The sequence below is a fragment of the Bradyrhizobium sp. USDA 4452 genome (assembly GCF_054063575.1).
This window is the reverse complement of the sequence record NZ_JBSSGK010000001.1, coordinates 892740-911004: the sequence shown is the minus strand read 5'-3', so window position 1 is coordinate 911004 and position 18265 is coordinate 892740. Positions and strand designations below refer to the sequence as shown.

Genomic DNA, 18265 nt, shown 5'->3' with positions numbered 1-18265 from the left:
GGGCGAGGGGCGCGAAATGCCGCAATCGCAAAATCCATCGAGCGCGTTGCGAGGAGAGCATCGGAAGATCGAACCCGGGTGCCTTATTCGTCATGCTGATGAGATCGATCAGAACAATTCATAACGCGCAGGTTCGACACTCGGCTAACCTGCGTTGGCGCTTTCAGACTCAAGGAGCAATGGACGCACTCTCGGGGCATTGGAGGGTATGTCCGAAGGCGCGGAGCGGCTGATGGACAAGGGACCAACCGCAGGATTTCCAACCGAGCGGATGCGTATCCTTGCATGACATGAAAAGAAACTTGGGGGTTAACATGAAAATGACTAGCAGCCTTATCCTCGGTTCGGCGGCGGTACTCGTCGCGGTCGGCGGAGCTCAGGCGGCCGATCTTCCCGTCAAGGCCAAAGCGGTCGAGTACGTGAAGGTCTGCTCCCTGTATGGTCCCGGTTTCTATTACATCCCGGGCACCGACACCTGTATCAAGCTGGGCGGCTACCTGCGCGCTGACGTCGTCGTAAACTCGAACTCGGATCACGTCGGCAACACCTCGGGTGCGGCGGGTGCGAGCAACCGCTTCACCAACGGCTACACCTGGCGTTCGCGTGAAGACCTGAACATCGATACCCGCACTGCGACCGAATACGGCGTGGTCCGCACGTTCTTCGATGCGACGTTCAATTGGACCTCGGACAGCTACGCCGGCCAGGGCAACGGTGCGACCGTTTACTCGCCGATCGGCACGGTTCAGGCGGCGAACAACGCCAATACGGGTGCGGTTGCGGCTGGTACGGTTGGCGTCTACTACGCCTACATCCAGTTCGCCGGCTTCACCATCGGTAAGGCGGTCTCACAGTTCTCGGCTCCGTGGGCCAACTATCCGGGCAACAACTTCGACGGTCTCGTCGGCGGCGGCGGTACCATCACCGGCGTGAACCAGTTCACCTACACCGCTGAGTTCGGCAACGGCGTGTCGCTGTCTCTGTCGGCTCAGGACCAGACGGCCTACTATCAGGCTGGTGTTTTCAACCTCGGCGCTCCGGTCACCATCGCTCCTCCGGGCGCGCTCGGTATCTTCGGCATCAGCGACTACGCCGGCACGATTGCTCCGGACCTCGTCGCGATGCTGCGCGTCGACCAGGCTTGGGGTCTGTTCCAGGCGTCGTTCGCAGCGCATGACAACCACGTCGCCTACTACGGCGGCAATGAGTTGACCGGTCATCCGGAGGACAAGTGGGGCTGGGCTGGTCAGTTGGCCCTGTCGATCAAGAACATCCCGACCGGACCTGGCGACACCATCAACTTGCAGGGCGTCTACACCAACGGTGCGACGCGCTACAACATCCAGGACCTCGCCGGTTCGGCTGGTGCGAACGCTATCTTCGGCAGCACTGGTCTTGCTGGGGCCTACCAGAGCATCGGCTTCGGCGTTGCGCCGGACTCGGTATTCGTCACCGGCGGTTCGCAGCAGCTGATCACGACCTACGGTTTCCGCGGTGCATATGTGCACAACTGGAACCCGTACTGGAACACCAGCATCTATGGTGCCTGGGCCCAGGTTAACTACAACGGCACTGCCAAGGGCTATATCTGCGGTCTCGCCGGCAACGGTGTGGGCGGCACGTTCGCTCCGCTGCTTGTTGGTGGCGCAGCTCTGACCTCGTGCAACCCCGACTACAGCATCGCGCAGATCGGCACCCAGACCCAGTGGACCCCGGTGAAGAACCTGACCTTCACGGCAGACTTCACCTACACCCACCTGGACCAGAGCTTTGCTGGCACGATTGCCTATCCGGGCAGCGCCTCGATCGGCAAGCCAGCGGCGATCTACGAACTGAAAGACCAGAATACGGTTACCTTGCTCCTCCGAGCTCAGCGCAACTGGTGAATTATCGCAGTTGTCGAGCGATCGCTTCGGAAAGTTGAGCTTTCAAACGTCTCATTGACCACAACCAGAGAGGTGTTCCTTCCATCTTCTGTACGACCTCCGAAGCCTCCGGCATGCCCGCCGGAGGCTTTTGATTCAGCGGGCGGCGGCGTGATTTGATTATCCAGCACAGCCCACACGAGCAAAAATGACATGCGGAGATCTGGGCCCAGGCTCGGAGTGAATCCCGTATGTGGCTTCGGTCATCCGGGCAACGAAGACTGATGCTGCCGATCGGACTGGCCGGCGAACTCGTTTCGATCGGCACGCTGGTGCTGCGCGTCCGCGATCCGGACTTGCCGCGCCCGTTCAAGGCGCCGGCGATCTGGCTGGCCTCGTGATCTATGCGGCCCACGGCCGGCGCCACAGCCGGCTGCGGGCGAGGGACGGAGTGTAGGTCAAGCGCGGTGTCTGCGCGAAGAACCTGTCGTCCCTGCGAAAGCAGGGACCCATACTTCGCAGCGGGTGTTGTGGACGGGATTCGTCATTCCGGCGCGACAAGCCAATCAACATTCGTGGTTATAGGTCCCTGCTTTCGCAGGGACGACACCGGATTTGTTGCGGCATCGAGAGTTCGTCATTGCGCTCTAGCCGTGGCCCTCGCCGGCTTCACTCGATCGCATGCAACGTGCGGCGGATGGCCGCAAAAATCGCTTCGATCTGGTCCTCGGTGATAATCAAAGGCGGAGAGATCATCAACGTATCGGCGGCGGCGCGGATCAGGATGCCGTCCTCGTCGTAACACCGTCTGGCGCATTCCGGCCCGCGCGTGCCGGGTGCGCCGTCGCGCGGCTTCAGATCGATCGCGGCGAGCAGGCCGATGTTCCTGATATCGATGACGTGCGGCGTGTCCCTCAACGCATGCGCCGCCGCCTCCCATACCGGCGCGATGCGGTGGGCGCGCTCGAACAGGCCGAGGTCTTGGTAGACGTCGAGCGCGGCGAGTCCGGCCGCGCAGGCCAGCGGATGCGCCGAGTAAGTATAGCCGTGGAACAGCTCGACGGTGTTTTCCGGGCCGTTCATCAGCGCAGAGTAGACCTTGTCGCTGACGATGACGCCGCCCATCGGGACGGCGGCATTGGTCATGCCCTTGGCGCAGGTGATGAGATCGGGCGTCACGCCGAGCGCATTGGCTGCGAACGGCGCGCCGAGCCGTCCGAAGCCGGTGATCACCTCGTCGAAGATCAGGAGGATGCCGTGCTGATCGCAGATCTGGCGCAGCCGCTCGAGATAGCCCGCTGGAGGCGGGTAGACGCCGCCCGAACCGGTCACCGGCTCGACGATCACGGCCGCGACGGTCGAGGGATCGTGGATCTGCAGGAGCTTGTCCAGCTCATCGGCGAAATGCGCCCCCCATTCCGGCTGCCCGCGCGAGAATGCGCTGTGCTCGGGATCGTGGGGCAGCGCCAGATGGTCGACCTCGGGCAGCAGCGGGCCGAAATCGCGGCGGTGACGATACAGGCCGCTCACCGACAATCCGCCCCAGCCCATGCCGTGATAGGCCTTGGCGCGCGAGATGAAACGGATGCGGCTGGCCTCGCCGCGGGCGCGGTGATAACCGCGTGCAATCTTGAGCGCGGTGTCGACCGATTCCGATCCGGAATTGGTGAAGAACACATGGTCGAGACCTTCGGGCGTGATCTCCGTGATGCGTCCGGCGAGCTCGAATGCGGCGGGGTGGCTCATCTGGAACGAGGACACGAAGTCGAGTTTCGCGGCCTGCGCCTGGATCGCCTCGACGATCCGCTTCTGGCCGTGACCGGCGTTGACGCACCAGAGCCCCGCCATGCCGTCGAGAATGCGCCGCCCGTCCTGGGTGATGTAGTGCATGCCCTCGGCGCCGGTGAACAGCCGCGGATTCGACTTGAACTGGCGATTGGGCGTCATCGGCATCCAGAACGGCTCCATCGCCTCGCGGGTGAGGGGCGTGTTGGTTGCCGCGGCGTGCGGTGAATGCATGGAGGCCTCCTGTTACTTGCGGGTGTTGCTGCGGTCGTTGGCCGGATCGTCGGTGACGCGCTTGACCTTCGAGGCGCCTTCGAGATGCTTGCGCATCAGCGCGGAAGCGGCCTCGCGCTCGCCGGCCTCGAGCCGGTCGAGGATCGCAAGATGCTCGCGGCAGTTCACCAGCACGCGCTCATAACCGAAGGTCCAGTCGTAGTTCGCAAAGCTGCGCAGCCGGTTCTGCTGCTGCACGGCAACCAGCAGGAAGCGGTTGCCGGAGGCCGCCGCCAATCCCTCGTGGAACGCAGCGTTCATCTCGAAGAAGGCGATGCTCGCGGTCTCGCTCCAGGTCTGCTTCATCGCATCCTGATGACGCCGGCGCATCTCGGCGGCCCAGACCGGATCGAGCCGAAAGCCCGGCTCCAGCAGGGCGGCCGGCTCGATCAGCATCCGGTAGCGGTAGCTCTCCTCGCGCGCTTCCGCATCGGCGATGATCGGCTGGAATCGCCAACCATGTCCGGGCTTGCGCTGCACTGCTGCGACCTCCGCAAGCTTGGCCAGCACGCGCTGCACCACCGGACGCGAGGCGCCGTAGCGCTGCATCAGGTCGCGCTCGGAGACGTCGACCGGAAGGCGGCCGCTGCGCCGGTCGCGCGCGATCGCGACGAACAGCCGGTCGGTATCCGCAGGCGCGGGTCTGCCTGATGTCTTCGGCGCCGGCGGAGCCGTATCGGTCACGAAGTAGCCGCGGCTTGCGCCGACCCGGATCAGGCGGCGGCCTGCCAATAATTTCAGCGCCGCGCGCACCGGCGTGCGCGAAACCTGCAGCCGTTCCGCCAGCGCCACCTCCGCAAGTCGCGTGCCGGGCGCGAGTTTTTCCGCCCGGATCAGTTCCAGGATGCCCGCGGACAGTTCGCGTTGCAGGCGGCTGGGGGCTGCCTTCGCAATGGGCGCAGATTTTTGTTTCATGTGCTCACAAAATACATTAGCCTTGGCGGAAACGCAAAAGGAAGTTGGCGCAAACCATGGTCGAACCGTTTCCCCTGATCGAGATTTCCGGTGCGCCGCACGAGCGCGGCAAGCAGTATGGCCGCCAGGCGGCCGACCGCATCCGCAAGGGCACCTCGCACTATTTCTCGCAGCTCAAGGAGCTCTCGCTCGATGCTGCCGGCGTCGCCGAGTTGGTGCGCGACTATCTTCCGGTCATCGAGGCGTTCGAGCCGACCTATATCGATGAGATGCACGGCATTGCCGAGGGCGCCGGCGTTCCGTTCGAGGATATCGTGCTGCTCAATGCCCGCACCGAGATCCTCAAGCTCGCCGAGCCATCGGTCCGGGCGCGGCTGAAGACGCCCGACGAGCCCGATGGCTGCACCGGCGTCGTCGTGCTGCCGCAGGCGACCGCGTCGGGGCGGCTGATCCACGCCCAGAACTGGGATTGGAAGCGGGAATGCGCCGAGACCGCCGTCGTGCTGAAGGTGCGCCGCGACGATGGTCCGGATCTCATGACCTTCACCGAAGCCGGCGCGCTCGGCCGCTGCGGCTTCAACGCGGCCGGCATTGCCATCACCGCGAACTATCTGCAGTGCGACCGCGACTATCGTCAGATCGGCGCGCCGCTGGCGCTGATCCGGCGCAAGGTGCTGGAGAGCGAGCATGTCGCGCTGTCGATGCGCACGGTCTATTGCACCAGGAAGTCCGCCGCCAACAACATGATCGTCAGCCATCGCGACGGTGTCGCGATCGACTTCGAATGTGCACCAGACGAGACCTTCCAGGTGCATCCCGATCGTGGGCTCTTGGTGCACGCCAATCATTTCGTCAGCCCGGTCGCGCTCGGCAAGCTCAAGGACACCGGCATCGCCAGCACGCCCGACAGCCTCTATCGCGATATCCGGGTTCGCGATCTGTTGCAGCCGCATCTCGGTGCCATCAGCTTCGAGACCGTGAAGTCGGCGCTGTTCGACGATTTCGCCTATCCGTGGTCGGTGTGCCGGCCGCCGCGCCGTAATCTCGGCAACAATCTCAGCGCGACGGTCGCGATGATCCTGATGGAGCCGGCGAGCGGGCTGATGGAAGTCGCGCCGCTGCCGGCGCTGAACCGGCAGTTCACGTCCTATCGGCTCGAGGTCACCGCCAGCCCTCGCAATGAGGCCGCGCCATCGGTGACCGCGAGGGCGTCCTGATGGTCCTACGTCGGCCATCACGCGGGATGATGGTCGGCCTGCTGGCGCTGTCGGTGATGCTGGCGGCGCCGCTGCGCGCCGACGCCGAGACGCTGCTGCGCACGCGGCTCAACGCCGACATCCGCTCCACCGATCCCGGCACCAACCGGGACGCTAACACCGACGGCGTGATGGCGCATATCGTCGAGGGCCTGGTCGCGTTCCGCGACGATACCTCGATCGGGCCGATGCTGGCGGACAGCTGGACCGTCTCGAACGACGGCAAGACCTACTCCTTCCACCTCCGGCAAGGCGTCAAGTTCCACAATGGCGCCGGCATGACCGCGGATGACGTCATCTGGTCGCTGAAGCGCTGGCTCGATCCCGCCACGCAGTGGCGCTGCCTGTCCGAATTCAGCGCGACCGGCATCGCCCAGATCCAGAAGATCGAGGCGCCTGACGCGAAGACCGTCGCGATCACGCTGGACCGGCCGACGGCGTTGTTCCTGTCGACACTGGCGCGGCCCGATTGCGGGCAGACCGCCATCATCCACCGCGACTCGGTCGGGCCTGACGGCAAGTGGATCGCGCCGGTCGGCACCGGACCATTCAAGCTTGGCGAATGGAAGCGCGGCCAGTACGTCGATCTGGTGCGCTTCGACGGTTACGCCGCGCGCAGCGAGCCGCGTACCGGCTATACCGGCGCCAAGATCGCGCAGGTCGACCGGATCAGGTTCAACGTCGTTCCCGACGGCTCGGCGGCCAAGGCCGGCCTGTTGTCCGGCTCGCTCGATGCGATCAGCAACCTCGCGATCCCCGATGTCGAGGACCTCAAGACGCGGCCGGACGTGCAGCTCAGCATCACGCCGGCGCTCGGCCTCACCGGCATCCTGTTCCAGACCCGCGATCCCTTGCTCAAGGACGTACGGATTCGGCGGGCGATCGCGCTCAGCCTCGACACCCCGCAGATCATCGACGCGGTCATGGAGGGCATCGCGCGCGCCAACAATTCGGCGTTGCCGATCGGAAGTCCGTTCTATAGCGAGGTCGAGACCCACGGCTACACGCAGAATATCGCGGAAGCCAAGAAGCTGCTCGCGCAGTCCGGCTATCACGGCCAGCCGATCAAGATGATCGCCAACAAGCGCTACAGCTACGTGTTCGATTCAGCCGTGCTGGTGCAGGCGATGGCGCAGGCCGCGGGCATCAATATCGAGATCGAGGTGCTGGACTGGGCCGCCCAGCTCGATCGCTACAACCGCGGCGATTACCAGTCGATGGCCTTCGTCTACTCGCCGCGGCTCGACCCGTCGCTCTCTTTCGAGATGCTGATGGGGCCGAAGGCGACACAGCCGCGCAAGGTCTGGGACGATTCGGAGGCGCAGCGGCTGCTGCAGGAGTCGATGATGATCGACGACAAGGCGAAGCGCCAGCTACTGTTCGACGAGCTGCACCGCCGCTTCATCGACGATGTACCGATGATCGTCCTGTTCAACGGCGCCGAGATCGCCGCCCTGCGCAACAACGTCAAGGGATTTGCCGGCTGGCTGTTCGGACAGCCGCGCTTCTGGGGCGTGAGCCTGCAGTAGGGGAGGGACGCGGCGATGCTCGGCTACCTCGCACGACGGCTGGCCATGACGATCCCGACGCTGCTCCTGGTGGCGGTCGCGGTGTTCACCTTGGTGCGCCTGATCCCCGGTGATCCGGTGCAGGTGATGCTGGGCGACAACGCCGATCCCGCGCAGGCCGCGCAATTGCGCGCGCAGCTCGGGCTCGACCAGCCGGTGCCGCTGCAATTCCTGTACTGGCTCGGCAAGCTTGCGACCGGCGATCTCGGCCATTCCATCACCAATAATCTTCCGGTGCTGCCGCTGATCCTGGAGCGCTTCCAGGTCTCGGCCACCATCGTGCTGGTGGCGGTTGGCCTTGCCGCCTGCATCGCGGTCGTGGCCGGCTTGATCGCGGCCTGGAAGCAGAACAGCGCACTCGATCTGGCGATCGTCGGCGGCGCAACGCTGCTGCTGTCGATCCCGAGCTTCTGGCTAGGCCTGCTGCTGCTCCTGCTGTTCGGGTTGAAGCTGAAATGGCTGCCGGTGATCGGCTACGTGCCGTTCTCTGAGGATGGCTGGCAGGCGATGTTGTTCATGGTGCTGCCGATCGTGACGCTGACCGCGGTCGAGATCGGCGTGCTGACGCGGATGGCGCGGGCGGCCTCGATCGAGGTGCTGCGGCTCGAATATGTCACGCATGCGCGCGCCAAGGGCGTCCCGGAATGGCTGGTGCTCGGCCGCCACGTTCTGCCCAACGCCTTTGCGCCGACCTGGACGCTGATCGGCCTCGTGCTCGGACATCTGCTCGGCGGCATCGCGGTGATCGAGACCGTGTTCACCCTGCCGGGGCTCGGAAGGCTGCTGGTCGATTCGATCTTCGCGCGCGACTATCCGGTGGTGCAGGGCTGCCTGCTGTTCACCGCGGCGATCTATGTCGTCGTCAATCTGATCGTCGACCTCTGCTATCCGCTGTTCGACCCAAGGGTGGCCGTGGCATGAAAAGAGTTGCCCTGGCATGAAATGGCGCATCAACACCCTGATCGGCGGCGCGCTGATCGCCTTGCTGCTCGGCACCGCCGCGACCGCCGCGTTCTGGACGCCGTTCGATCCGCTGCGGATCAACCTGAAGGCGCGGCTGCAAGCGCCGTCCTTGCTGCACTGGTTCGGCACCGACGAATTCGGCCGCGACGTGCTGAGCCGGCTGATGGCGGGGGCCGCCGCCAGCGTGGTGGTGGCGCTCGCCACCGTACTGATCGCCGTCAGCATCGGCGTGTTGGTCGGTGGGATCGCCGGCTATCTGCGCGGCTGGACCGATCGCATCATCATGGCCGTCAACGACGCGCTGCTGGCGTTTCCCGGCATCCTGCTGGCGCTTGCGGTGATGATCGTGATCGGCGCCAACAAGACCGGCCTCGTGTTGGCGCTGGGGCTCGCCTATATCCCGTCGGTTGCGCGCGTGGTGCGCGGCACCGTGCTGTCGATCCGCGAGAAGGAGTATATCGAGGCCTCGCGGGTGATCGGCAACTCCGAACTTTATTCGATGCTCCGCCACGTGCTGCCCAATGCAATCGCGCCGGTGGCGGTGCTGGCGACCAGCATGTTCGGCTGGGTGCTGCTGGCCGAGAGCGCGCTGAGTTTCCTCGGCCTCGGTGTGCCGCCGCCGGCGCCGACCTGGGGCAACATGCTGGCGGCGAGCCGTCCGTATATGGAAACCGCGGCCTGGCTCAGCATCGCACCGGGGCTGTGCATCGCGCTGACGCTGCTCGGCATTAATCTGCTCGGCGATTCCCTGCGCGATCGCCTCGATCCCAGGATGGCGCACGGATGACCGCGCCGCTGCTCACGGTCGATCAGCTGCGCATCGAGGCCGCCAGGACCGCTGCCGTCGTCGTCGACGATGTGTCGTTTGCGATCGAGCGCGGCGAATTCCTCGCCGTGGTCGGCGAGTCCGGCAGCGGCAAGACCGCCGCGGCGCGCGCCATTCTCGGCCTGCTGCCGCCTGGCCTGCGGCGGGTCGGCGGCGCGATCCGGCTCGACGGCGAGGACCTCGCCGAGATCGCGCCGCGGCGGATGCGCGCGCTGCGCGGCCGCTCGGTCGGCATGGTATTCCAGGAGCCGATGGTCTCGCTCAATCCGGCGATCAGCGTCGGCGCGCAGATGGCCGAGGGACTTGCCCTGCACGAGAGGCTCACGCGAGCCGAGATCAGGCAGCGTTGCCTCGACATGCTGGCGCGGGTGCAGATCCGCGATCCCGCGCGAACCTTCGATGCCTATCCGCATGAATTCTCCGGCGGCATGCGCCAGCGCATCATGCTGGCCTCGGTGATGCTCTTGAAACCGAAGCTGCTGCTGGCCGACGAGCCGACCACCGCGCTCGACACGTTGAGCCAGCGCGAGGTGCTCGACCTGATGGTCGAACTGGCGCGCGATCACGGTACCGCGGTGATGCTGATCACCCACAATCTCGGCCTGGTGTCGCGCTATGCGCAGCGCGCGGTCGTGTTGCGCCAGGGCAAACTGGTGGAGACCGGCAGCGTCCGGCAAATCCTCTCTGCGCCGCGCGAGGCCTACACAAGGCAACTCGTCGATGCGCTGCCGCGGCGGAGTTCTGCGAGCGGGCGCCGCGTGGCCGGCGACCCGCTGATCAGCGTGCGTGGCCTGAAGGTTTCGTTCGGCGGGCGGCAGCGGCTGTTCCGGAGGGATGCCGATGTTGCGGCGGTCAATGGTGTCGACCTCGAAATCGGCGCGGGGGAGACCGTCGCCGTGGTCGGCGGCAGCGGCTCGGGCAAGACCACGCTCGGCCGCGCCATGCTGCGGCTGATCCCGGCGGCCGGAGGCGAGATTCGCTTTCAGGGCAGGGACGTGATCGGAACGCGCGACCGCGCGTTTCGCCTGGCCTCGCAGCTCGTATTCCAGGATCCTTATTCGTCGCTCGACCCGCGCATGCGGGTCGGCGAGATCGTCGCCGAGCCGCTGCGGCACGTTCCGGAACTGTCGTCCCGCGAGCGCGATCGGCGCGTTGCCGGCATGCTCGAGGAGGTCGGGCTTGCCGGCTTTGCCCAGCGCTGGCCGCATGAGCTCTCCGGCGGTCAGCGCCAGCGCATCGCGATCGCGCGTGCGATCGTGCGGCATCCGTCCTTCGTGGTCGCCGACGAGCCGGTTTCCGCGCTCGACATGACGATCCAGGCCCAGGTGCTGAAGCTGTTCGAACGGTTGCAGGCGCAATACGGCTTCGCGTGTCTGTTCATCAGCCATGACCTCGCCGCGGTCGAGCAGGTCGCCGACCGCGTGGTGGTGATGCAGGCCGGCCGCATCGTCGAGCAAGGGTCGCGCGACGACGTGTTCGACCGACCGCAGCACGAATACACGAGAGCGCTGCTCGCTGCGACGCCAGTGCTGGATCTTGCCGGGCAGGCCGCCGCACGCGTGTCGGGCTGACGAAAAGTCAAGGCTGATGCGGCTATAGTGTGCGGGCGCGCGGCCTGCTACACTTGCTCGCTCCGATAGAAGCAACATGCACCGCACCCAGACGATGCAAATCGGGGGGAACTCCAATGCGAAATCCACGAACGGGCGCGCGATGGATGGTCGCTGCCATTGTCGCGATCGGCGTCACGGCGTCGCTCCCTGGCCGCGCCGCGTCGGTTGCGCCGGTCGCCGCCGAGAACGGCATGGTCGTCTCCGCACAGCATCTTGCGACGCAGGTCGGAATCGAGGTGTTGAAGCGGGGCGGCAACGCCGTCGACGCCGCGGTCGCGGTCGGTTACGCGCTGGCGGTAGCCTATCCCGCCGCCGGCAATCTCGGTGGCGGCGGGTTCATGACCATTCAGCTTGCCGACGGCCGCAAGACCTTCCTGGATTTCCGCGAGACCGCGCCGAAGGGCGCCACCGCCAACATGTATCTCGACAAGGACGGCAACGTCATTCCCGGCCTGTCGACCAAGGGACATCTCGCCGTCGGCGTGCCCGGCTCGGTGGCCGGCATGGAATATGCGCGCGAGAAATACGGCACGATGAAGCGTGCCGACGTGATCGCGCCGGCGCTGCAACTCGCCGAGGACGGCTTCGTGCTGGACCAGGGCGACATCAGCATGCTGGAGACCTCGACCAAGGATTTTCAGGACGATCCGGCCTCGGGCGCGATCTTCCTCAACAACGGCAAGCCGTTCCAGGTCGGCGAGCGGCTGACGCAGCACGAGCTTGCTGAAACGCTGCGCGAGATCAGCAAGCGCGGCACCGACGGCTTCTATAAGGGCTGGGTGGGCGCGGCGATCGTCGCCTCGAGCCAGGCCGGCAAGGGCCTGCTCACGCAGGAGGACCTCGATAACTACAGGGTTCGCGAGCTCGCGCCGGTCGAATGCGACTATCGCGGTTACCATGTGGTCTCGGCGCCGCCGCCGAGCTCGGGCGGCGTCGTGATCTGCGAGATCCTCAACATCCTCGAGGGCTATCCGCTGAAGGAGCTCGGCTACCACTCCGCGCAGGCGGTGCACTACCAGATCGAGGCGATGCGCCACGCCTATGTCGATCGCAACAGCTATCTCGGCGACCCCGACTTCGTGAAGAATCCGCTCGAGCGTCTGCTCGACAAGAATTACGCGGCGAAGATCCGCGCCGCGATCGACCCGGCCAAGGCCGGCGTGTCCAAGGACATCAAGCCCGGCGTTCCGCCGCATGAGGGCAGCAACACCACGCACTATTCGATCGCCGACAAGGACGGCAACGCGGTGTCGGTCACCTACACGCTGAACGACTGGTTCGGTGCCAAGGTGACCGCGGCCAAGACCGGCGTGCTGCTGAACGACGAGATGGACGACTTCACCGCCAAGGTCGGCGTGCCGAACCTCTACGGCCTGGTGCAGGGGGAGGCCAATTCCATCGTCGCCGGCAAGCGTCCGTTGTCCTCGATGAGCCCGACCATCGTCACCAGGGACGGCAAGCCGGTCATGGTGGTGGGGACTCCGGGCGGCAGCCGCATCATCACCGCCGTGCTGCTGACGATGATCAATGCCATCGATTACGACATGAACGCGCAGGAAGCCGTGGACATGCCGCGCTTCCACCAGCAATGGCTTCCGGATCTGACCAACCTCGAGGACTTCACGCTGTCGCCGGACACGCGGAAGATTTTGGAAGGCATGGGTCAAAAGTTCGGGCCGCCACAGCCGGCCAATCATCTCGCGGTCATCATCATTGGTGCGCCATCGCTGGGCGGCAAGCCGGTCGGCAACAACCGCTTCTATGGAGCGAACGATCCGCGCCGCAATTCGGGGCTTGCCGGCGGCTATTGATTGCCGTGGTCCGATGGCGGCGCGGCGAGGGCGCGACGCCTGCGAGATCGACCCTCGCGTCAGGCGACGGCCGTCGACCTGCCGTCCTCGTGCCCGCTCGTCAGCAGCAGGCGCCGGCGGATCGCATCCTCGACCAGGGCCAGCGACTGCTTTGCTTCACGGGCCTCGGCTTCGGCGGCCTGGGCCCGGAATTCGGCCGCGTCGAGCTGCTCTTGCTGGGACTCGATACGCCGGCGGGCCTCTTCGAGCGCCCGGGATGCATCCCTCAGCTTGCGCTCGGTGGCGGCGATGATTTCGAGCTGCGCCTGTTCGGCTGCCTCAGCACGCGCCTCGCCGGCGCGGGCCCGGTCCTCGATGCTGCGGAACAGGTCCGCCGCCTGATAGACGAGGTCCAAGGCTTCGGTGCCCATCGCCGATGTGGGAGGTCTCGGAAATCCGAGGACATTCGGGTCGGCCGCAAAAGGCCGTCTAAATCCGCGCAGTGCCATGCTAGCCAGCCCTCGCGAGTCGCGTGTACGACAACAACTTGCGGTAGTTATGGTTAATAAACCATTAATCCTGTCGGCTCGCCGGCGCTGTCCACCGGTTTCTGACGACACGGTGCCTGCAACGGCAGCGGGGTAGTGAAACCGCTCGGACCGGCCTGCGCTTTTCTTTCGCAACCGGCTCGCCGCGCAAGCGCGGCGATCGGCGATCCGCGTGCAGCGTTCCCGGCAGGCCGGCGAATCGGAAGACGGAAGGTTGGGAGGGCTGCAGGTCGACGCGGTCCCGCGGAGTGTCCGAACAGCGGGGATGGCCCTGATTTGGCTGCGCGCACGAGCCGGGCTCTATGGCATAAGTTTGGCGCCTGGCGCGCTTTAATTCTGCTGTGTTGAATTGCAGGTCCATGGTGTGACCGATATACCGGGCGGCCTAAGTGGCACGCAGCGCCCTCAGAACGAGCGACGTATTCGCCACGGAAAATCTGGTCGATGAAATTTCTGTTGCGGTTCTTCGGGTTCCTGTTCACCGCAGGAACCATCCTGTTCCTGGCTGGCCTCGCCGCGGTCGCAGGGCTGTTCTGGCATTTTTCCAAGGACCTGCCCGACTATTCGCAGCTCCAGAACTACGAGCCGCCGGTGATGACCCGCGTGCACGCGGCCGACGGATCGCTGCTGGGCGAATTCGCCAAGGAGCGCCGGCTCTATCTGCCGATCCAGGCCGTGCCGAAGCTCGTGATCAACGCTTTCCTCGCGGCCGAGGACAAGAATTTCTACGAGCACGGCGGCGTCGACTACACCGGCATGGCGCGCGCCGGCGTCTCCTACATCCAGAACTTCGGTTCCAACCGCCGTCCGCAGGGTGCTTCCACGATCACCCAGCAGGTCGCCAAGAACTTCCTTCTGACCAACGAGGTGTCGTTCACCCGCAAGATCAAGGAAGCCCTGCTGGCGATGCGAATCGAGCGGGCCTACTCCAAGGACAAGATCCTCGAGCTCTATCTCAACGAAATCTATCTCGGCCTCGGTGCCTACGGCATCGCGGCGGCCTCGCTGGTGTATTTCGACAAGTCCGTCAATGAACTGACGGTCTCGGAAGCGGCCTATCTGGCGGCGCTGCCGAAAATGCCGGCCAGCCTGCATCCGGTGCGCAACCGTGCGCGCGCCATCGAGCGGCGCAACTACGTGATCGACCGTCTGCAGGAGAACGGCTGGATCACCGCTGCCGACGCCGACAAGGCGCGCAAGGAGCCGCTGACCGTCACCAACCGCAGCAACGGCGCGCACACCTTCGCCGGCGAATATTTCTCCGAAGAGGTCCGCCGCGACATCTTCGAGCGCTATGGCGAGAAGAAGCTCTATGAGGGCGGCCTGTCGGTGCGCACCACGCTCGATCCCAAGGTCCAGGTGATGGCGCGCAAGGCCATGGTGGCAGGGCTCGTGAACTATGACGAGCAACAGGGCTATCGCGGCGCAATCCAGAAGCTCGACCTCACCAGCGACTGGGGCGTCCCGCTCGCCGAGATCAAATCGCTCTCGGACATCTCGCCGTGGCGGATGGCGGTGGTGCTGGAGAGCAACGACCAGTCGGCGCGGATCGGCTTCCAGCCCGGCCGCGAGCTCGGCGGCGCCGTCAGCAAGCAGCGCGAGACCGGCATCATCACGATGGACGGCGTGCGCTGGGCCAGGACCAAGGGCAAGACGCCGACCGCGGTCTCGCAGGTGCTGCAGCCCGGTGACGTGATCTACGCCGATCCGCTGTTCAAGGACGGCAAGGCCGTCGAGGGCCAGTACCGGTTGCGCCAGATCCCCGAACTGTCGGGCGCGATGGTGGCGATGGATCCGCACACCGGGCGCGTGCTCGCGATGGTCGGCGGCTTCTCGTTCGACCAGAGCCAGTTCAACCGCGCGACGCAGGCCTATCGGCAGCCCGGCTCGACCTTCAAGCCGATCGTCTATTCGACCGCGCTCGACAATGGCTACACCGGCTCGACCGTGATGATCGACGGGCCGATCGAGATCGACCAGGGGCAGGGCAACATCTGGCGGCCGGAGAACTTCTCCACCGGCAAGTATCAGGGCCAGGTCACGCTGCGCAACGCGCTGCGCCTGTCGCTCAACACCGTGACCGTGCGGCTGGCTCAGGAGATCGGCATGCCTGTGATCGGCGAGTATGCCAAGCGCTTCGGCGTCTATGACGAGCTGCCGAACTATCTCGCCTATGCGCTCGGCGCCGGCGAGACCACGGTGATGCGGATGGCCACGGCCTATTCGATGATCGCCAATGGCGGCGTCCGCGTGAAGCCGACCCTGATCGACCGCATCCAGGACCGCTACGGCCACACCATCTTCAGGCACGACCAGCGCGAATGCCGCGGCTGCGACGCGCCGGAAGGCTGGAAGAACCAGCCCGAGCCGCAGCTCGTCGACCGCCGCGAAAGAGTGCTCGACGCGATGACCGCCTACCAGATCACCTCGCTGATGGAGGGCGTGATCCAGGCCGGCACCGGCACCGCGCTGAAGGAGGTCGGCAAGCCGCTCGCCGGCAAGACCGGCACCTCGAACGAGGCCAAGGATCTCTGGTTCGTCGGCTTCTCGCCGGACCTCGTGGTCGGTCTCTATGTCGGCTACGACAAGCCGCGCTCGCTCGGCCGCAACGCGCAGGCCGGCCACACCGCGGCGCCGATCGCGCGCGACTTCCTGAAACTCGCGCTGGCCGACAAGCCCGCCACCCCGTTCAAGCAGCCGGTCGGCATCCGCCTGGTGCTGGTCGATGCCAAGACCGGCCTGCGCGCGACGCCCGGTCAGAACAGGGGCGTCGTGCTCGAGGCCTTCAAGCCGGGCCAGGCGCCGCCGTACTATGATCCGACGCTGGTCGCCGGCACCGATGTGATCGACGGGACCCAGCAGGGCATCTCGCCGGACGCGGATCGCGCCGTGATGCGGTCGGGGACGGGCGGGCTGTATTGACGCCGAAGTGCAAGACAGTCCCGTTGGGTGGTGCGGCGCTTCGCCGCCGTGGTTGAACGCGCCGCGCGCGGCGCCGACCCACAATAGAGTGCTCGACCGGAGAGCCCCTGCAACGAGGCGTTCCCTTCGCGTCCGGGCGCGCCGAGCCGCGGATCGCGATGGTCAAGGCGTTGCTTGTCGTAATACGGCTGATCTGGACCGTTGTTGTGGTTGGGGCGGCAACCCTGATGGGCGCGGTCCTTGGATGGGGGTGGCACGGCTGGATTGGTGCCGTCGCGCTCGGCACCGTAGGATTTGGCGTTGGAGCCCTGCTTGCAGCGTGCCCCGAAGTGTTGCTTGGCGTACTGCTTGAACTGCTCGCCGCAATGTAGCTCCTCCCGCGACGCTGATCGCCGTCCTTGCCGCGATTTTCACGCCTATTCCACGCCATCAATGCTTGCCAAGCGTGGGAGCAAGCGGGTAGAAGGTCGCACTCGCGCGGGCGCTGACTTGGCAGGCGAACCCGCTGCACCGAGATGTCCAGTCATCCAGCTAAGCTGTTGATACCACGGACTGATCTTGGGGAATGGTGTAACGGTAGCACAACAGACTCTGACTCTGTTTGTCTTGGTTCGAATCCAGGTTCCCCAGCCAATCTTGCCTCGACGGCAGGACCATCATCCGAAATGTTCTGAGATTGCGCGCAGGCGGCTTCGAGGCTGGATCAGCCCGGCGTAATCCACCATGGTCTCGCGCCTGCGGTCTCGGCCGCCCCGATGTTGCGACGGAGGTTCAAGCTGATGGACGAAATTCTCTATGCCCGCGAGTCGTCGATCGGCGTCGACGAGTTCATTGATGTGCTGCGCCAATCGGGCCTCGGCGAGCGGCGTCCGCTCGCGGATGCCGACCGGATGGGGCGCATGATCGCCAATGCCAATCTGATCGTGACGGCGCGGAAGGCTGGAAAACTGGTCGGCGTCTCGCGCGCGCTGACCGATTTCGCCTATTGCTGCTATCTGTCCGATCTCGCGGTCGATCGCTTCTATCAGGGCCATGGCATCGGCAAGCGCCTGATCGCGGAAACGCGGCGGCATGCGGGACCGGAATCGATGTGCCTGCTGCTGGCGGCACCGGACTCGGTCGGGTTCTACAAATCGATCGGCATGCCGCAGCCGGACAACGCGTTCCTCTACAAGCGGGAACGCTAGTGGTCCGCAAAGGCCATCTGCGATCGCGCTCGGGCGAGGGGGCGTCTCCATGGCTTCGGAATAGTAGAATAATACCGCCGCCTTGTCCGCCGGCTCCTTTGCATGGGGTTGTTTTTCGATATTTGGCAATGCGCCCCTAAGACGGCAGGCAATCAGCCTCGTTCGATGAGAGTCGTCATTGTTCAGCGGACGGCCGGCTACTTGATCTTGTCGTACACCGTGGCGAAGTCGGCGAGCGGCATCGGGATCGAGATGGTCTCCTTGCCGAGGTTCTGGAACGACACCTTGAGCTGCTTGCCCGATTTGAGCTGCGTCAGCACGTCGGGCGCGATCGGCGCATTGATATAGCAGCCGCGCGCCTCGCAGGTCTGGATCGGCACATCGACGGCCTTGCCGTCGTCGACCTGCAGCTTGGCGCCGACCGGCAGGTTCAGCCCGAGCGGAAGCTGGATCAGCGCCACCGGCGTGCGGGTGTCACCGGGGACGCGGATATTGACCAGCACGATGAGCTGGCCGGTCTTGGTGAGAACCGCGGTCTGCTCCATCGCGCATTCGAGCGGTGCGTCGCGGCTCGCGCTGGTGCAGCGTGCGACCCAGCCGGTGTTGTTGGGGGATGCGGCCTCGCCTTGAGGCGTGGCGGGCGCAGCCGCCGGAGCTGGCGCCGGCGCATTCTTGGCCTTGGGGGTCTGTGCGTGGCCAGGACCGATGCCAAGACCAATGCCAAGACCGGTCATGCCGAACACGGTGAACAGGA

Annotated in this window: 14 protein-coding genes and 1 tRNA gene; 11 read left to right on the top strand and 4 right to left on the bottom strand. The window is 65.4% G+C overall.

Annotation, left to right across the window (positions count from 1 at the left end; translation table 11 throughout):
• Positions 1-314: 314 nt before the first annotated feature.
• On the top strand, positions 315-1886 hold the full coding sequence (locus ACVISU_RS04645; protein WP_456706155.1) for a porin: 1572 nt from the start codon (positions 315-317) through the stop codon (positions 1884-1886).
• Between the two features lie 648 nt (positions 1887-2534).
• Here the strand turns inward: ACVISU_RS04645 and ACVISU_RS04640 are convergent.
• Together ACVISU_RS04640 and ACVISU_RS04635 are read right to left on the bottom strand one after the other, a co-directional pair.
• Positions 2535-3884 carry an aminotransferase class III-fold pyridoxal phosphate-dependent enzyme gene (locus ACVISU_RS04640; RefSeq protein WP_456706154.1) on the bottom strand — a complete coding sequence of 450 codons (1350 nt, stop codon included), beginning with the start codon at positions 3882-3884 and terminating at the stop codon, positions 2535-2537.
• 12 nt (positions 3885-3896) lie between these two features.
• On the bottom strand, positions 3897-4838 hold the full coding sequence (locus tag ACVISU_RS04635; protein WP_456706153.1) for an FCD domain-containing protein: 942 nt from the start codon (positions 4836-4838) through the stop codon (positions 3897-3899).
• A 56-nt stretch (positions 4839-4894) separates the two neighbouring features.
• On the opposite strand from ACVISU_RS04635, the gene ACVISU_RS04630 reads away from it, so the two are divergent.
• The 6 genes from ACVISU_RS04630 (at position 4895) to ggt (ending at position 12875) form a co-directional block, all read left to right on the top strand.
• A complete protein-coding gene (locus ACVISU_RS04630) occupies positions 4895-6055 on the top strand; it encodes a C45 family autoproteolytic acyltransferase/hydolase (protein WP_456706152.1) in 1161 nt (386 codons plus the stop codon).
• Complete coding sequence (locus ACVISU_RS04625; RefSeq protein ID WP_456706151.1) at positions 6055-7623, top strand: ABC transporter substrate-binding protein; 1569 nt, start codon at positions 6055-6057, stop codon at positions 7621-7623. The genes ACVISU_RS04630 and ACVISU_RS04625 overlap by 1 nt, the downstream gene beginning before the upstream one ends.
• A gap of 15 nt (positions 7624-7638) precedes the next feature.
• The gene (locus ACVISU_RS04620) at positions 7639-8583 is read left to right on the top strand and encodes an ABC transporter permease (protein WP_456706150.1); all 945 of its coding nucleotides are present in this window, start codon (positions 7639-7641) and stop codon (positions 8581-8583) included.
• Positions 8584-8599: 16 nt separating this feature from the next.
• Positions 8600-9412, top strand: coding sequence for an ABC transporter permease (locus ACVISU_RS04615; RefSeq protein ID WP_456706149.1), 813 nt, complete (start codon positions 8600-8602; stop codon positions 9410-9412).
• Positions 9409-11022: an ABC transporter ATP-binding protein gene (locus tag ACVISU_RS04610; RefSeq protein ID WP_063695179.1), complete on the top strand. Its 1614-nt coding sequence runs from the start codon at positions 9409-9411 to the stop codon at positions 11020-11022. Before ACVISU_RS04615 ends, ACVISU_RS04610 begins: the two co-directional genes overlap by 4 nt.
• Positions 11023-11168: 146 nt before the next feature.
• On the top strand, positions 11169-12875 hold the full coding sequence (gene ggt, locus ACVISU_RS04605; RefSeq protein WP_456706148.1) for a gamma-glutamyltransferase: 1707 nt from the start codon (positions 11169-11171) through the stop codon (positions 12873-12875).
• A 59-nt stretch (positions 12876-12934) separates the two neighbouring features.
• On the opposite strand, the gene ACVISU_RS04600 is transcribed toward ggt, so the two are convergent.
• Positions 12935-13285: a hypothetical protein gene (locus ACVISU_RS04600; RefSeq protein WP_050404735.1), complete on the bottom strand. Its 351-nt coding sequence runs from the start codon at positions 13283-13285 to the stop codon at positions 12935-12937.
• A 561-nt stretch (positions 13286-13846) separates the two neighbouring features.
• Between ACVISU_RS04600 and ACVISU_RS04595 the strand changes: the two genes are divergently transcribed.
• From ACVISU_RS04595 to ACVISU_RS04580, 4 genes are all read left to right on the top strand, one after another.
• Positions 13847-16324: a penicillin-binding protein 1A gene (locus ACVISU_RS04595; protein ID WP_456706147.1), complete on the top strand. Its 2478-nt coding sequence runs from the start codon at positions 13847-13849 to the stop codon at positions 16322-16324.
• A gap of 158 nt (positions 16325-16482) precedes the next feature.
• Positions 16483-16695: a hypothetical protein gene (locus tag ACVISU_RS04590; RefSeq protein ID WP_456706146.1), complete on the top strand. Its 213-nt coding sequence runs from the start codon at positions 16483-16485 to the stop codon at positions 16693-16695.
• A 188-nt stretch (positions 16696-16883) separates the two neighbouring features.
• A tRNA-Gln gene (locus ACVISU_RS04585) sits at positions 16884-16957 on the top strand.
• Positions 16958-17103: 146 nt separating this feature from the next.
• The gene (locus tag ACVISU_RS04580) at positions 17104-17511 is read left to right on the top strand and encodes a GNAT family N-acetyltransferase (protein ID WP_050404733.1); all 408 of its coding nucleotides are present in this window, start codon (positions 17104-17106) and stop codon (positions 17509-17511) included.
• Between the two features lie 197 nt (positions 17512-17708).
• Here the strand turns inward: ACVISU_RS04580 and ACVISU_RS04575 are convergent, their stop codons facing one another.
• On the bottom strand, positions 17709-18245 hold the full coding sequence (locus ACVISU_RS04575; RefSeq protein ID WP_456710754.1) for an invasion associated locus B family protein: 537 nt from the start codon (positions 18243-18245) through the stop codon (positions 17709-17711).
• Between the last annotated feature and the right edge of the window lie 20 nt (positions 18246-18265).